The organism is Glaciecola sp. XM2 (assembly GCF_018595715.1).
GTDB lineage: Bacteria > Pseudomonadota > Gammaproteobacteria > Enterobacterales > Alteromonadaceae > Glaciecola.
This window is the reverse complement of the sequence record NZ_JAHEOJ010000014.1, coordinates 173,469-189,584: the sequence shown is the minus strand read 5'-3', so window position 1 is coordinate 189,584 and position 16,116 is coordinate 173,469. Positions and strand designations below refer to the sequence as shown.

At 45.4% G+C, this 16,116-nt stretch carries 11 protein-coding genes; 4 read left to right on the top strand and 7 right to left on the bottom strand.

Translation table 11 applies throughout. The features are described from left to right. Position 1: 1 nt before the first annotated feature. The gene (locus KJ365_RS01275; protein ID WP_214449800.1) at positions 2-2,074 is read left to right on the top strand and encodes a TonB-dependent receptor; all 2,073 of its coding nucleotides are present in this window, start codon (positions 2-4) and stop codon (positions 2,072-2,074) included. A gap of 73 nt (positions 2,075-2,147) precedes the next feature. On the opposite strand, the gene KJ365_RS01270 is transcribed toward KJ365_RS01275, so the two are convergent. From KJ365_RS01270 to KJ365_RS01255, 4 genes are read right to left on the bottom strand one after another with little or no spacing between them, the layout of a single operon-like run. Beyond that, complete coding sequence (locus KJ365_RS01270) at positions 2,148-2,909, bottom strand: SDR family oxidoreductase (RefSeq protein ID WP_214449799.1); 762 nt, start codon at positions 2,907-2,909, stop codon at positions 2,148-2,150. A gap of 24 nt (positions 2,910-2,933) precedes the next feature. After that, positions 2,934-3,701, bottom strand: a complete 768-nt coding sequence (locus tag KJ365_RS01265) for an SDR family NAD(P)-dependent oxidoreductase (protein WP_214449798.1) — start codon at positions 3,699-3,701, stop codon at positions 2,934-2,936. Then, a complete protein-coding gene (locus KJ365_RS01260) occupies positions 3,698-4,702 on the bottom strand; it encodes an NADP-dependent oxidoreductase (protein ID WP_214449797.1) in 1,005 nt (334 codons plus the stop codon). The genes KJ365_RS01265 and KJ365_RS01260 overlap by 4 nt, the downstream gene beginning before the upstream one ends. 12 nt (positions 4,703-4,714) lie before the next feature. Further along, positions 4,715-6,520 (bottom strand): acyl-CoA dehydrogenase, encoded by a 1,806-nt coding sequence (locus KJ365_RS01255; RefSeq protein WP_214449796.1) that lies wholly within the window; start codon positions 6,518-6,520, stop codon positions 4,715-4,717. Between the two features lie 176 nt (positions 6,521-6,696). Here KJ365_RS01255 and KJ365_RS01250 point away from each other — a divergent pair, with 176 nt between their 5' ends. The 3 genes from KJ365_RS01250 to KJ365_RS01240 all read left to right on the top strand — a co-directional run bounded on the left by KJ365_RS01250 (position 6,697) and on the right by KJ365_RS01240 (position 11,034). Then, complete coding sequence (locus KJ365_RS01250) at positions 6,697-7,698, top strand: GlxA family transcriptional regulator (protein WP_214449795.1); 1,002 nt, start codon at positions 6,697-6,699, stop codon at positions 7,696-7,698. A 74-nt stretch (positions 7,699-7,772) separates the two neighbouring features. Next, positions 7,773-10,040 (top strand): TonB-dependent receptor, encoded by a 2,268-nt coding sequence (locus KJ365_RS01245; protein WP_214449793.1) that lies wholly within the window; start codon positions 7,773-7,775, stop codon positions 10,038-10,040. 79 nt (positions 10,041-10,119) lie between these two features. Further along, complete coding sequence (locus tag KJ365_RS01240; protein WP_214449792.1) at positions 10,120-11,034, top strand: DMT family transporter; 915 nt, start codon at positions 10,120-10,122, stop codon at positions 11,032-11,034. Here KJ365_RS01240 and KJ365_RS01235 read toward each other — a convergent pair. The 3 genes from KJ365_RS01235 to KJ365_RS01225 form a co-directional block, all read right to left on the bottom strand. After that, a complete protein-coding gene (locus KJ365_RS01235) occupies positions 11,031-14,189 on the bottom strand; it encodes an efflux RND transporter permease subunit (RefSeq protein WP_214449791.1) in 3,159 nt (1,052 codons plus the stop codon). The two genes, KJ365_RS01240 and KJ365_RS01235, sit on opposite strands and share 4 nt — an antisense overlap. Then, complete coding sequence (locus KJ365_RS01230; RefSeq protein ID WP_214449790.1) at positions 14,186-15,370, bottom strand: efflux RND transporter periplasmic adaptor subunit; 1,185 nt, start codon at positions 15,368-15,370, stop codon at positions 14,186-14,188. The genes KJ365_RS01235 and KJ365_RS01230 overlap by 4 nt, the downstream gene beginning before the upstream one ends. A gap of 158 nt (positions 15,371-15,528) precedes the next feature. Beyond that, on the bottom strand, positions 15,529-15,996 hold the full coding sequence (locus tag KJ365_RS01225; RefSeq protein WP_352109289.1) for an Lrp/AsnC family transcriptional regulator: 468 nt from the start codon (positions 15,994-15,996) through the stop codon (positions 15,529-15,531). Positions 15,997-16,116 lie beyond the last annotated feature (120 nt).

The window sequence follows — 16,116 nt, the reverse complement described above, 5'->3', positions numbered from 1 at the left end:
AATGAAAAAAATACAACACTTCGCCTTAAGTGCGTGCGCCTTAGCCTTGGCTCATACTGCAATAGCAACTGAAAACGCCGACATCGAATCCATAGAAGTTGTCGGCAGGATAAATACTTTTGTTTCAAACTCAGAAATTAAACTTAACCAAGCAAGTTCGCCAGATATGCGTGCTCAGCTACAAACATTACCGGGCCTAAACGTGAATGGAAACGGAACCGTTTCTGGCGTTTTACAATATCGAGGGCTTTTTGGTGATCGCGTGCGCATTAATATTGACGGCAACGAAATTGCTGGTGCAGGCCCTAATGCCATGGATAGTCCGTTATCTCACGTGATTAGTAGTGTTTTTCAAACTGTAACCTTGCACCAAGGTATTGCCCCAGTATCTGTGGGCGCAGAAACCCTTGGTGGAGCAGTTGAAATCGACGAATACGCATTTGATATAAACCAGTCCGATGTTTGGCAAACCCAAGGCGGTGTGAATGCTCTGTGGACCAACAATAACCATAAAGCTGCCAGTGCTTTAGTTTTCACTACCGCAAATGGTCGTTACTTTAGCGCAAGCGCTGACATTCAAGAAGGCGACAACTATGAAGCTGGGAATGGTGTAACAGTACCCTCAACATTTTATGAGCGCGGCGCACTTAAACTAAGGGCTGGGTTTGAAAATACCAAACACCGCGCAGATGTCTCCGTTGCCAAAAGGGACACTAATGAGTCAGGCACGCCTGCATTAGCGATGGACATCAATTTTGTGGACGCGCTGTGGTATCGACTCTCTCATCGTTTTATCGCAAATGAAAACTGGCAAGTACACACTCAAGTGTTCGGTAATCAAAATGAACATGACATGGATAACAATTCACTTAGAACTCCACCAATGCCGGCGATGTTTAGGCTAAATAGTGTATCGAGTGAAGCATCGGGGATCACATCAAAGCTTGTACATGAAGTCGCAGATAATACGTTTGAAATAGGCGCTGAGCTATACAAACGCAAACATGAGTCGTTTATTACTAACCCTCGTAACGCAATGTTTTTTATCAATAACTTCAATAATGTAAACAGGGATAGGGTCTCAGCTTATTTGCAGTATTCGAGCAAATACCAAAACTGGGATTGGCAAACAGGCGTCAGGGTCTCTCAAGTGAGCAGCAGTGCTGATGATGTTGGCACTAACATGGCTATGATGAACCCAAATGTCGCTGCGTTACAAAACACCTTTAATAACGCCGACCGGTCTAAATCGTTCAACTTGTTAGATTTGGTATTTAAAGTCAACATTCCTTTGTCTGACAACTTATCTATGCAAGGCTCTGGTGCCATCAAAGAAAGAGCTCCCATTTATAGTGAGCTATATAGCTGGTTTCCGTTAGGTGTTTCAGCAGGATTAGCTGACGGTCGAAACTACATCGGCAATCTTGATTTAGATAAAGAAACCGCGCGTAAGCTTGACCTTGGTTTGGTGTATCAAGCTAATGGTCTTGTGGTGGCCGGCAGCCTCTTTTACAGCGACATCGACGATTATATTCTCGGGACGCCATCTACCAGTCAGGCAGCAAACAATATTGCCATGATGAACAATATCCAAGCACCACTTCAATGGAATAATACTGATGCAACACTCGCAGGAATTGAGGGGCGACTTGTTGGTCAGCTTAATGAGTACTGGTCGGTTCAAGGCACGTTCGAATACGTTCGAGGCAAACAGACCTCACCGATTGATCAAGACTTGTATAGACTTGCGCCTCTGAACCTTAATGTGCGCCTTGATTATCAGCGCAATCAATGGGGCTGGCATGCAAGCGCTCGTAGTTTAGGAGCGCAAAACAAGGTGGCTGAGCAACAAAATGAGACGCCTACCGCAGGTTATACGGTATTTAACACTGGGGTAGATTATCAAGTGAATGACCAACTTACAGTAACCTTGATGGCTGAAAACTTATTAGATAAATTCTATGAGGACCACTTGACAGGGATTAATCGTATTGCACAAACCGAAGTACCTAGAGGCGCGAAAATACCTGGGGCAGGCAGAAATGTAGGTTTGTCGGTGCAATACCAGTTTTAAGCAATTAAAACAAACAAGCCATTAGCAATGTTATCAGCGCATGTGGATAACCCACCCACATGCGCTGATTTTTTTAAGCTATCATGCCGCCATCAACAACCACGCACGCACCCGTGGTGTAGCTAGAAGCATCCGACACTAAGTACAATACTGTGCCCGCCATTTCGTCTGGGTCAGCTACGCGTCCTAATGGTATTTGCTTTAATGCCATTTTTAGGATGGTGTCATTGGTGGTAAGCGCTGAAGCAAATTTTGTATCGGTCAAGCCTGGTAGCAAGGCATTGACACGAATGTTGTGGCGACCACACTCTTTGGCAAATGCCTTAGTCATGCTGATAACCGCAGCTTTAGTGATGCTATAAATTCCCTGCATATCACCTGGCGTGACACCGTTTACCGATGCGGTATTGAGAATTACACCGCTGCCTTGCTCACGCATCATTTTGCCAGCCTCAACCGACATGAAGAAGTAACCGCGCACGTTTACATCTACTGTTTTCGCATACGCGGCTAAATCAGTATCGAGGATATGCCCAAAATATGGGTTTGCCGCCGCGTTATTGACCAAAATATCAATGCGTCCAAACTCTTTTTTGATATGTTCAAAGATGGCGGTAATTTGCTCCATCTCGCCAACATGACAAGGAAATGCAGAAGCCTTACCACCGCTATCACGGATGCTTTGTGCCACTGCTTCACATGCTTCTATTTTGCGGCTCGATACCACAACATGCGCGCCTTTTGCCGCAAGTAACCTTGCAATAGACTCTCCGATACCACGGCTAGCGCCAGTGACTAAGGCAATTTTGCCTGTTAAATCAAATAAATCTTTCATCGTTATTGTCCTTTTATCAATCTCTTAAGCTAACATGCCGCCGTCTAAGGTCAGCGAGTGCCCGTTCATAAAGCTACTTTCGTCGCTGCATAACCACGCAATAGCCCCAGAAATCTCTTCAACACGGCCTAGGCGCTTCATTGGGCTCGCTTTAATAATGCTTTGTTGTTGACGCTCATTCATGTGTGCAAGGGTGTTTTGCACCATGGGCGTGTCGATAAAACTTGGACAAACAGCGTTAAAACGTATGTTGGCTTTTGCATATTCTAACGCTGCTGATTTGGTTAAACCAATTACGCCATGCTTGGATGCACCGTATGCAGAAATAAGCGGTGTAGAGCGCAAACCCGCCACTGAGGCAACATTAATCACGTGTCCACCGTTGGCAAACATGCAAGGAATAGAAGCGCGCATGCAGTGCCACACTCCTTTTAGGTTGACGGCGATGTTGCGATCAAAATCGTCATCGCTTAGCTCGTGTAATGGCGCGGGTTTATGATCAATACCGGCATTGTTAATAGCAACATCTAGCTTACCTAAATGCTTCATGGTAAACGCAAACAACGCCTCTACCGATGCTTTGTCGGCCACGTCTACTTTATGAAAGGTAATGCTCAAGCCCTCATCGGCGGCTTGTTGAGCGATTTTTTCGCCTGCCTCTACTGCTAAATCAGCAATAACGACGTTTGCACCGCGTTTAGCTAATAGTTGTGCACTAGCGGCACCAATACCCGATGCGCCACCGGTAATTAAAATGGCTTTGCCTTCTACATTTGCTGCCGGATATGTCATTCTGCGTCTCCTACTTTAAGAATAAGTTTGCCAAAATTTTCACCCTTAAACAGCATCATCAGTGTCTCAGGGAAGGTTTCAATACCGTCAACCACATGCTCTTTGACTTTCATCTGACCACTTTGAATCCAACCGCCAATCTCTTGCATAGCAGTGGGATATTCTTTTATGTTGTCAAACACAACAATCCCTTCCATTCTTGCGCGATTAACGAGCAAAGACAGGTAGTTTGAAGGGCCTTTTACTGGCGTTGTGTTGTTGTATTGGCTAATGGCGCCACAAATCACGATACGCGCTTTAAAATTAATGCGGGTCAGCACATCATCCAAGATTTCTCCGCCCACGTTATCAAAAAACACGTCTACACCATCTGGGCAGGCCTGTTTAAGCGCTTGTTTTACATTTTCATTTTTGTAGTCGATAGCCGCGTCAAAACCTAATTCGTCAATAAGAAACTGGCACTTATCTTTTCCGCCAGCAATCCCAACTACTCGACAACCTTTGATTTTCGCAATTTGGCCGACTAAGCCACCCACTGCCCCAGCGGCGCCAGAAATCACGACTGTTTCACCGCTTTTGGGCTCGCCAGATTTAATCAATCCAAAATAGCCGGTCATACCTGGCATGCCCAGCACACCGAGGTAGTAAGATAAAGGTGCAAGCTTAGGGTCAACTTTATGAACACCCTTGCCATTGCTCACGCTGTATTGCTGCACACCATCATAGCCCACCACAAAGTCCCCTTTGCTAAAGCCGTCAAGCTGACTGTCGATAACTTGCCCAACAGTGCCTGCGCGCATCACCGCGCCAATTTGCACTGGTTCAATGTAAGATTTCGCATCGTTTAACCAACCACGCATGGCGGGATCTAACGATACGTACAATACTTTTACCAACATTTCGCCGGCTTTAATCGTAGGAATATCGTTTTCCTCAAATTCCCAATTTTCACGCGTTGGCTCGCCTACTGGGCGTGCTTTTAATTTCCATTGTTTGTTCATGTGTTGTGCCTCTTAAAACCAGTCTGTTTGCATGCTTGCGCATACATCGTTATTGCTATGTAGAACTTGTAAATCGCGCTCTATGCTGGGCAATTCCCAATCGATAAAGTATTTTGCCGCCTGCACCTTACCGCGATAAAAGTTTGCTGCTGAATCGCTGTCACTTGTGGCAATTTTTGGCTCTGCAACACTTGCCTGACGAATCCAAATCCAACTCACAACAATGGTGGCAAATGCATTCATCAATGCCTGTGCATTTGCTGAAAGGGTCATTTGCTTATCGCTTTGTAAGGCTGAGGCAACATGCGTTAAGAGCTCATGCAGTTTAGCTAAATACACACCTAGCTTTTTCGCCAAAGCCGCGGCTTCAGGGGTTGTGATCTTGGCCATATCCCGCTGTATTTCTTGCTGCAAGATAGTTAGGCCTAAACCATTTTTTTGCCATAGCTTTCTGAAACTTAAATCCAATGCCTGAATACCATTAGTGCCCTCATGTATGGGGTTAAGACGATTATCGCGCCAGAACTGCTCAGAGTAATATTCACGGGTATAGCCAGAGCCGCCTAGCACCTGTATGCCAAGATCATTGGCTTTTGGGCCATACTCAGATGGCCATGCTTTGAGCACCGGTGTGAGTAAATCAAGGAGCTCTTGTAAACCTTCTTTGGTTTTGACATCGCCACAAGTGTTAATGCGGTCGATGAGGTTTGAACCATACAAACAAAGTGCAATGCCGCCCTCAGTGTAGGCTTTTTGTGCGAGCAACATGCGTTTGACGTCGCCGTGTTGAATGATAGGCGCAGCGGGGTCTTCTGGTTTAGTATGCGGAGCAACTCTGCCTTGGGTGCGGTCTTTCGCAAAATCTAATGAATACTGATACCCACGATAACCAATCATGGCGGCACCAAAGCCAACGCCAATGCGTGCTTCGTTCATCATCATAAACATATAGCGCAGACCAAAATGCTCTTCACCCACTAAATAGCCATGACAGTCGTCATTTTCACCGAAGGTGAGCGCGGTTGATGTTGTGCCTCTGTAACCTAATTTGTGCAGTAGCCCAGCGAGCTGAACGTCGTTACGATCTGCAGGGTTACCCTGAACGTCTAAGCGATACTTGGGCACCACAAATAGTGATATTCCTTTTACGCCAGCAGGACCACCCGGCACCTTAGCCAACACCAAATGCACAATATTATCAGACAGCTCATGCTCACCGCCTGAGATATAAATCTTTGAACCCTTAACGCGGTACGTTCCATCCGCTTGTTTTACAGCTGTAGTTTTAATGTCTGCTAGCGAGCTACCTGCGTGTGGTTCTGTTAATGCCATCGTGCCGGTAAAGTCACCGGTTAGCATTTTGGGCATAAACTGCGCTTTAAGCTCATCGCTTGCAAAATGGCTGATAACATTAATCGCCGCGGCAGTTAAAAACGGATAAGCGGTACTAGACGGGTTAGCCGCCATAAAATATCCCGACACAGCCGTCATGACCGTTTCTGGTAGCTGCATACCACCGTCTTCAAATTTGTAGCGCCCTGCAATAAAGCCCGCTTCACGAAAAGCGTCGAAAGCCACCTTAACGTCGTCAATCATGCTGACTTTTTTACCATCGAAGGTAGGCTCTTGCTTGTCGGCAATATGGTTGTGAGGCAAAAATAGATTAGTAGCCATCTTATTTGCTGTTTCTATCACCGCGTCAAAGGTTTCACGCGAGTGCTCGGCAAAGGTCTCATGCTCGCACAATGACTCAGTATCAAGCACATCGTATAGTTGAAAAGGTAGTTCCATATCATGGATAAGGGTATCTGCGGCCATAAAAGTCTCCAGCATTGAAAAGTAAAACGCCTAATGTGAAGTATATGTTAACGAACTAACACAACAAATTTGAGTGTCATTTATGCCACTTTTATGGTGAAATAAGACATCTATTAATGCGCTGAATAGATGTTTCTCACTGTTAACGCACAGGGGCCTTTGAATGATGAGAGCACATGCCATATTTTAAAAAATATAAGGTAACCATCGTGGGCTTCGACGGCGCACTCGCCTCTGCTATCACCGGAGCGTTAGACATGTTTTCCTTTGCTGGAGTGTCTTGGCAACGATTTAACCAACAACCACCTGAACAGCGCTTTTCAGTATCCATTGCTTCGTATCAGCAGCGTAGCTTTGAATGCACCAACCGCTTGCAACTGCAGGCCAATGAAGCACTTGAAGATGTAAGTGCCACTGATATCTTACTCATTCCCACCATCGGTGGCTCTGTTGAAAAAACCTTGCAAGGTAACCTTATGTTAATCCCACATTTGGTGCGTTTAAGCCAAACTGGTTGTGACATTGCTAGCAACTGTTCGGGCGCGTTTTTATTAGCCAAAGCTGGCTTGCTGGATGGCCGAGTGGCAACCACCCATTGGGGTTATGCTGATTTGTTTGGCAAAATGTTTCCTGAAGTAGAGCTTCGTATTAACCAGTTAATTACTCACAGTGACAATGTGTATTGCGCGGGCGGCGGCATGGCCTTTCATAACTTATGCTTAATGCTGATTGAGCGATACTGCGGGCGAGATACTGCCAATCAAGTGGCAAAAGCCCATGTGATCGATGTGCACCGTAATCATCAAAGTGCGTACGCAAACCTTCGCTTGTTAAAGCAGCATCAACAGCCGCAAATTATAAAAATCCAAGAATATATTGAAGACAACTACCGTGATTCTCTTCAGGTCAATGAATTAGCGCGCATGGCTAATACTACAGCGCGCACCCTTAATCGCCAATTTCAACAAAGTGTCAACATGAAACCCATACAATACATACAGTCTGTTAGGGTGGAACAAGCAAAACGTATTCTTGAAAGTCGACAAATCCCCATTCAACAACTGGCCAACGAAGTCGGTTACGAAGACAGCGCTTCGTTTGCCAAACTGTTTAAAAAACAAACGGGACTAACGCCGGTGCAATATCGTACAAAGTTTCACCGAGATTTCGATTTTTAGCAGATTTTGATTACCTTGTTTGCTATACTCTGCGCGCGTAAAAACACATTCACCAACCTTGGAAAATACAACACATGAAAAGCTTTAAGCAAACCTCCCTTGCGCTAGCCGTCTCTTTGGCTTGCGCAATGTCTGCGCATGCGCAAGACGCATCTAGTGAAAATACCGAAGCCGCTCAAGAAAGCGGTTTAGAACGTATTGTAGTAACAGCGCAAAAACGTTCTCAGAGCATTCAGGAAGTACCTATTTCTATTGCCACGCTTAGCGGCGAGCAGTTTGAAAACTTATTTTCTGGCGGTGGTGATATCTTAGAGCTAGCTGTACGCGTACCAGGCCTATATGCAGAAACTTCAAATGGGCGCGTTGCACCGCGTTTTTATATTCGTGGGCTAGGCAATACTGACTTTGACCTTGCGGCCTCACAGCCAGTATCGGTGATCATGGATGACGTGGTTATGGAAAACGTTGTGCTTAAGAGCTTTCCATTGTTTGACATTCAACAAGTAGAAGTCATTCGCGGTCCACAAGGCACATTGTTTGGCCGAAATACTACCGCTGGTATTATTAAATTTGACTCAGTTAAGCCTTCTGAAGATTTCGATGCTTACGTAAAATCATCTTACGGAACCTTCAACACCTTCAACATAGAAGCTGCCGTTGGCGGAAGTATCGGCGAAGATTTAGCTGGTCGTTTTTCAGTGCTCTCTCAAAATCGCGATGACTACATCGACAATACTGCCTCACCAGAAGGCGATGCCATTGGCGGTTTTGAAGAGCTTGCGTGGCGTGGTCAGTTACTTTATACCCCTACAGATGACCTCTCTATTCTTGCAAAATTACACGGCAGAGATTTAGACGGTACAGCATCCGTATTTAGAGCGAATGTATTTACACGCGGCTCAAATGATTTAAATGCAAGCTATGTACGCGATGAAGTTATTTACGACGGCAACTTAAACGGCAACGGTTTTGACAACAACCCACAAGAATACGAAGGGTTTGGCGGCTCGTTTAAAGTCGATTACGACATGGGCGACGTCACCGTCACTTCTATCACTGCATATGAAGAAGCAGAAGGCTTTAGCTTAGGCGACATCGATGGTGGATTTGGCAGCTTGGCTGATTTTACGCCAGACCCACGCCCAGGCATCATTCCTTTTGACGCGGTGACGCAAGATAACTTAGATAACCTCGAGCAATTCACCCAAGAAATTCGTTTTGCCAGCGACACAGACGAAGCGTTGTCTTGGCAGCTAGGAGCATTCTACTTTGATTCGTCGTTTGACATCACAAGCACAGACGGTTTCTTTGGTGCTACTACCGTATTTCATGAAAACACCACGTGGGCGGTGTTTGGTCAAGCAACCTATGAAGTATCAGATAAGCTGACTGTAACCGGTGGTCTTCGCTACACCGACGATGAGAAGTCGCTCGTTGTAGGTGACCAAAATGTGAATGGCTTTGCAGTAGTGATTGGCGCTGCGTCTATTCAAGACTATGCACCCGTTAATGTAGATGACGGTCAAGCAAGTTTTGAATTAAGCGCTAACTATAAACTCAATGATGATGTCTCATTATTCGCGCGCTATTCTAACGGCTTTAGAGCACAGTCTATTCAAGCAAGAGATGTTGCGTTTGAAGGCGCTCCTTCAGTGGCTGATGCAGAAACCATCAACTCTATCGAAGCCGGTTTCAAAGCTGACTTACTCGACAACTCATTACGCTTAAATGCTGCGATTTTTGCCTACGAAGTAGATGATATCCAGCTGTCTGCAATTGGTGGTGCAAACAATGGCAACTCTTTGCTCAATGCTGACAAAGGCAGTGCAATGGGGTTTGAAATTGACGCGCAATACTTGGTCTCAGATAACTTCGTACTCACAGCAGGCTTCAGTTATAACGATACCGAGCTTGAAGACGCTGACTTATTGGTTGCTCCTTGTGGCGCGAACTGTACAGTACTAGACCCGATTGTGAATGGCCTAGCCGCGGTGAATGGTAATCCCTTCCCTCAAGCGCCAGAAACTATCTTTAACTTTACCGCTCGCTACTCAATTCCAGTAGGTGATGACGGTGAACTGTTTGCCTTCACCGATTGGGCATTCCAAGGTGACACCAACTTGTTCTTGTATGAATCTGTAGAGTTTCAGACCGACAGTAACTTTGAAGGCGGATTGCGTATAGGTTATGAAAACTTCGCAGATGGCTACTCTATTGCACTGTTTGGACGCAACATCACCAACGAAGATAACGTAAAAGGCGCAATTGACTTCAATAACCTAACGGGGATTGTAAACGAACCCCGTATTATTGGTATTGAAGCGAAGATCTCGTTCTACTAAGCACCCTGTTTTAGTAATCTGGTAAGGCCGGTCGATGACTGGCCTTTTTACTTTTTCTCTAGCGAGATAGATGCCGTAAATGCTTCATTCAAATGTGTTCTTATTCAGTGCCTGCGTACTTATTTGGGGTTCTACTTGGATTGCCATTACCTTTCAGACCGGTGAAACCTCGGTCATGGTATCGGTAGGGCTGCGTTTTGCGATTGCAGCGGCATTACTGGCGCTATGGTGCAAAGTAAAAGGGATTTCTTTAATCCTTCCACTATCACTGCACAAGTATTTACTTGCTGCGGGGATCTTCTTTTACACCCTAGATTATTCGTTTTTGTACGCCGCTCAACAGCACATGATAAGCGCTCTGTTAGCCTTACTTAGTTCCAGCGTGATTTACTTTAACGTGGTACTCAGGCGTTTATTTTTAGGTAAGCCCATTAGGCTAGAAGTGGTCATCGGCGCAACTTTGGGGCTACTTGGGATAGGCTTGATATTTGCGCCTGAATTTGAGCAGATGTCGGTTAAAGCAGGCATTACGGTAGGCTTATTACTGGCAACCGCTTCGTTTTTGTCAGCGTCAATCGGCAACATCATTTCAGAGTTAATTTTAGATAAAAAGACCGAAGTCGTCCCAATGAATTTTTGGTGTATGACATACGGCGTAATTTGTACGCTGAGCATTGCATGGCTCAGCGGTGCGAGCTTTACCTTGCCCTCAACCCCATCCTACTATTACGCACTAGTATATTTAGCGGTGTTTGGCTCAGTACTTGCGTTTGGCTCATATATGAAGTTATTGAAACAAATAGGCTCTGATAAATCGGCTTACGTCGTACTTGTATACCCTATTGTGGCACTGATTATTTCGACGTTTTTTGAATCATATATGTGGAGCATATATGCGGTTATAGGCGTGATACTAGTGCTCATCGGAAACGCAATTGCCATGGGCAAGGCGAACCGATTTTTGAGCAAGTGGATGCATATAGAGCCGTCTTAAATCTTATCTAGCATGTAATTGTCTATGCCAAGTTCGTCGCGTTTGCCTGTGAACATGCCTTTAATATCATTTAAGATAAGATAAAGCGCTGGCACAAGTAATAGCGTAATTATCGTGGCAAAAAGAATACCGAATGCTAAGGATATTGCCATAGGTATTACAATTTGCGCCTGTAGGCTCTTTTCAAAGACGATTGGCATTAAACCCATAAACGTCGTTAACGACGTCAAAATTATCGCTCTGAAACGCTGGCTGCCGGCATTTATGACTGAGTCAATCAGTGAGCGCCCTTCTCTTCTCGCCCTGTTAACGAAATCGACCATGATCAACGAATCGTTCACGACCACTCCCGACAAGGCAATGATGCCGCAAATCGACAGCACGCTTACCGCTTGACCAAGCAGTAAATGTCCAACAATCGCCCCTACCATGCCAAATGGAATAACCGACATAATAATTAATGGCTGCGAGTATGACTTTAACGGAATCGCCATAAGCGCAAATATCGCCAGCATCGCAAACAAAAAGCCTTGCAGTAACGAGAGGGTTGCCTCGTCCTGTTCTCTCGTATTCCCTTGCACCTTAAACTCAACATTTGGATAACGAGATAAGATTTCAGGTATCACGTCTGTGGTTATTTCTCTAACCACCACACCCGTGTCAAGCATGTCACTGTTGACTTTACCCGTTACGGTAATTGAACGAGCCCCATCTACGCGAATAATACTGGCATAGCCCTCAGCAAGCTCAATTCTGGCGACCTGATTAAACGGCACATCGTCCCCATTTGGAGCACGAACACGCATGTTTTCAAGATTACCAATAGAGTTGCGCTGCTCTTGTGGGTACCTCACCATGACTTTGACTTCTTCATCAAAGCGCTGAATTCGCTGCGCTTCAGCACCAAAGAAGCCATAGCGCACTTGTTGTGCTAATTGCGCCAAAGAAATTCCAATCGCCTCAGCCTGAGGTTTTACCTCTAGTTGAATTTCGTCGCTGCCACCGCTGAAGGTATCGTTAATCTCACTCACCCCATCATAGGCTTGCAGGTAGCTCTTAAGCTCGGCAGTAACATTTTGCAAAGCCTGTAAATCGTTTGATGAAAATTCAAAATCTAAATCTGCGCCGCCTCCGCCAGGACCGCCCATTCCACCAATTGTCAACGAACGAATACCTGCCATTTCTGGAAGTTTAGCCCGCCAAATATCTTGAATCTGAACGTCGGTTAGTTCGCGAGTTTCGCCTTTGGTTAACTCAATCAGAATTTGCCCCGCTAGCGTACCGTTATCAAACGCTAACATATGCTTAATGGCATCTTCGCCAGTTTCCTGTGCGACTTCATCATCCATTTCCATAGCAGCGTTCATGATGTTCCTGATGACCTGATCACGCTGGGTTAATGAACTCCCCGCTTCCATCTCTATGTTTGCTGACAAAAAGTCCGACGGCACATCAGGAAAGAACTCAAAGCGAACGATGCCGCCGGCAAACAACCCAATGGTTAAGATCAGCATAGCGATAAACGTCACAAGCGTGGTGTAACGATATTTCACAGCCTTGACTAGAAATGGCACGTACTTATTTGCCACAAAGCGCTTTAATAAATGATTAAATGCTTCACGCTTTTGTTGAAACCAATTTGCGGTATTCGGATCGTATGGCTTCACTTTCATGTGGGCTAAATGCGCCGGCAGGATCAGTTTTGATTCAATTAACGAGAACACGAGGCAAAGTATCACTACCATACCAATGGTTTTCCAAATCACTCCGAAAGTGCCTGAGACCATCAACAGCGGGGAGAAGGCTGCAATTGTCGTTAACACCCCGAAGGTAGCGGGCATTGCGACTCGCTTTACGCCTCGAATAATGTTGTCGACGCTGTGCCCGTGTTTATCCATTTCAGAATAGGCCGACTCGCCCATAATAATGGCATCGTCGACTACTATCCCTAGCACCAAGATGAAACCAAACAACGATAAGAGGTTAATGGATACATCAAAATATTCTAGTGGCATCAACATCAGTGTGCCTAAGAAGCATACTGGCAAGCCTACCATTACCCAAAACGCCAGTTTGATTTTCAAAAATAGCGAGAGCACCAAAAATACCAGGAAAGAACCAAACAACATATTTTCAATCATCATGCTCAAACGGTCGGCAAGATAAAACGATCTGTCGCCCCAAGAATCTGCGTTCACGCTGGGTGGCAATTGGGCACGTTTTTCATCCAAATATGTATTTATTTGTTCAGAAATCTCTAGTGCGTTTTGGTCACCTATTGCGCGCACACGAATGGTCATCGCGGTTTTTCCATCGAACTTGGAGAACTGATTGTCTTCTACAAAACCATCGTTTATGGATGCAATATCGCCTAATAACAGGCGTGTGCCATCTCTTTGGTTAATTAGCGGAATACTTGCATAATCCCAAGCAGTATACGCCTGTCCTTTTGCTCTTAATAAAATGTCGCCGTTTTCACTCTTGATAGAGCCACCGGGAATATCGATACTACTGGCGCGGATTGCACCGACAACTTCATCGAAGGTTAAATTATATGCTTGCAAATCAGTTTCAGATATTTCAATCGAGACTTCATAGTCGCGAACGCCCACCATGGTTACATCAGATACCCCAGGCAGATTCGCCATTTCATCTCGCATGGAGCGTGTAATGTCTTTAAGTGCACGTTCACTAACATCACCATACACCGATACCCACAGCACATCTTGTGGAAACTTGACACGCCTTACCAACGGCTTTTCTGTATTTGCAGGAAACGTTGGGATAGCATCTACTTGGGCGTTAACTTCATCAAGAAGCTCTTGCACATCGTAACCATCTTCCACTTCAATCCTGACCGTACCAGCCCCTTCGCGGGAGGTAGACGTCATTTTCTTGATACCTTCGAGGTTTTTAACTGCCTCCTCGATTTTAACAACCACACCCTCTTCCACTTCTTGAGGCGCAGCCCCTAAATATGGAACAGAAACCACAATTTGGTTTATGACAAACTGAGGGAACACCTGCTTTTGTACCTGATAGATACCAAAAATACCGCCGAATATAATCGAAAACATCAGTAAGTTTGCGGCCACACTGTTGCGTGCAAACCAAGCAATAATCCCTGATTGAGTGTCTATATGCTCTTCACTCATAGCGAAACCTCACTTTGCTTATCATCAACCTTAGGAGGGTTTTCAATCATTCTTACCGGCATTCCCTCGTATGGAGACGATACCGCGCTAAGCACAACTTTATGATCAGGCGCGAGCCCACCACCGATGTAAACAAAGTCCTCATCGGTACGAACCACCTCGACATCATTGATAGAAATTGTAGAATTTGGGTTGACCGTTAAAATCGTGCCGTCTAAGCGCAATACAAAACGCGGCAATTTTATAATATTGTCGGCTTGCACCCCAGCGATTTCAGCACTCACAAAGCGCCCAAACTTAAGCGGAGTAAAGTTACGATTGTTCTCGCTTAAACCGTATGGATCGATGACTTCAACCACGCCATAAATAACGCGGCGGGCTTCATCGAGAACAGCCTCGTCTCTGACTAAACGGCCCTGCCAAAACTGACGTTTTCCAGCTACATCTGCCGACAACGTCACCAACGGTTGCGTTTCGCGGATATCCCCAATAAACATCACATCATCATCTGTAAGCGGTAGACGAACCTCTGCTACGTCTGTCGAAAACACCTCACCGACCTGTGAACCTAAAGGAAGAAACTGACCGATATCAACGCTGCGGCTTCTGACTAAACCATCGTAAGGGGCTTTGATTTGCGTGCGCGCTAGGTTACGCTTTGCTCTTTCTAGGTTGGCTTGAGCACCTTTAAGGTTCGCTTGCTCACGCGCCAGCTGTGGCTTTCGCAGCCCTAACTCAGGCGCTGTGCCAGATTTAATTGAACTCCACTCTTTTTGTGCAACTCTACCTCGCGCTTCTTCTTCTTCAAGCGCCGCTAGAGCCCGAGCAAGTTCCGCCTCAGCGAGAAGCAAGTCGGTCTCATAATCGACCCGCTCTAGCTCAACGAGCACATCGCCTTTTTTAAAAAAGCCACCTTCAACGAAGTTATCAGCCACTTTCATCACTCTGCCGCTGACCTGCGTGCTCAGCATGGTTTGATTTTTTGGCTGAACGGCCCCTTGTGCATATACTAGAAACTCTACGTTATTAAACTCTATTGGCGCAGCATCCACTAAAAACTTAGGAACTTCGACTTCTTTCTTTTCGGGCGCCGGTCGCATGCTTACCATCACGATCGCAAGCGCAATCGCTATCACCAAAATGCTAAGAGGTATGCCAATGGTTTTCACTTTACTGCTCATGGAGTTCCTGATGTTGTAGGTAACCTTATAACACACTAGTATACTAGCCCTGAGGCCAGCATGCTTCGTAATATAAGCAAAGATATGTAATACGCGGTAAAAAAGTGTGTCGAAATGTGTCGAATTGACTATTTTTGTACACGCTTTAGTGCCAAGCGCTACTCAAGTAAGGGCATAAAGTGTGGTTCATTTTTCACTTCTCGTGTTGAGATAGAAGTGCTAAAGCGCGCGATACCTGGTAATTTCGATAGTTCCTTTCGTAGCAGTACGTCTAGTCGCGGCATGTTTTGTGCGGCAATTTCTAATAAATAATCAAAATCACCTGTCACCGCTTCGCATCTGAGAATGTGACTATGCGCTAGCACCGCTTGCTCAAATGCTTCTGATTGCTCAAAATTCACCACCACGTGCACAAACGCACGAATTTCGAGCCCCAATGCGCTTGCATTAAGTTGCGCCTTGTAAGCATGAATCAGCCCGCTATTCTCCAGGGCTTTCACGCGATTCCAACATGGTGTCTTACTCAAACCTACTCGCTCAGCGAGCGCTGAAAACGACATGCGACCATCTTGTTCGATGAGGGTTAAAATAGCTTTATCTTGCTTACTCAGTGCGACTTTATCCACGGCAGTTGAGACCTTTGTTTTGTATTTTAATGCTTTATATGAACGTTGTTCTGAATTATGTCCAAATACGTAAAATAAAGCCAACAATGTTTCGAATAAAAATAGATATTCTGTTGCCAG

Coding starts and splice junctions, on each gene's coding strand:
- KJ365_RS01275 (WP_214449800.1), top strand. CDS start 2: ATGAAAAAAATACAACACTTCGCCTTAAGTGCGTGCGCCTTAGCCTTG.
- KJ365_RS01270 (WP_214449799.1), bottom strand. CDS start 2,909: ATGAAAGATTTATTTGATTTAACAGGCAAAATTGCCTTAGTCACTGGC.
- KJ365_RS01265 (WP_214449798.1), bottom strand. CDS start 3,701: ATGACATATCCGGCAGCAAATGTAGAAGGCAAAGCCATTTTAATTACC.
- KJ365_RS01260 (WP_214449797.1), bottom strand. CDS start 4,702: ATGAACAAACAATGGAAATTAAAAGCACGCCCAGTAGGCGAGCCAACG.
- KJ365_RS01255 (WP_214449796.1), bottom strand. CDS start 6,520: ATGGCCGCAGATACCCTTATCCATGATATGGAACTACCTTTTCAACTA.
- KJ365_RS01250 (WP_214449795.1), top strand. CDS start 6,697: ATGCCATATTTTAAAAAATATAAGGTAACCATCGTGGGCTTCGACGGC.
- KJ365_RS01245 (WP_214449793.1), top strand. CDS start 7,773: ATGAAAAGCTTTAAGCAAACCTCCCTTGCGCTAGCCGTCTCTTTGGCT.
- KJ365_RS01240 (WP_214449792.1), top strand. CDS start 10,120: ATGCTTCATTCAAATGTGTTCTTATTCAGTGCCTGCGTACTTATTTGG.
- KJ365_RS01235 (WP_214449791.1), bottom strand. CDS start 14,189: ATGAGTGAAGAGCATATAGACACTCAATCAGGGATTATTGCTTGGTTT.
- KJ365_RS01230 (WP_214449790.1), bottom strand. CDS start 15,370: ATGAGCAGTAAAGTGAAAACCATTGGCATACCTCTTAGCATTTTGGTG.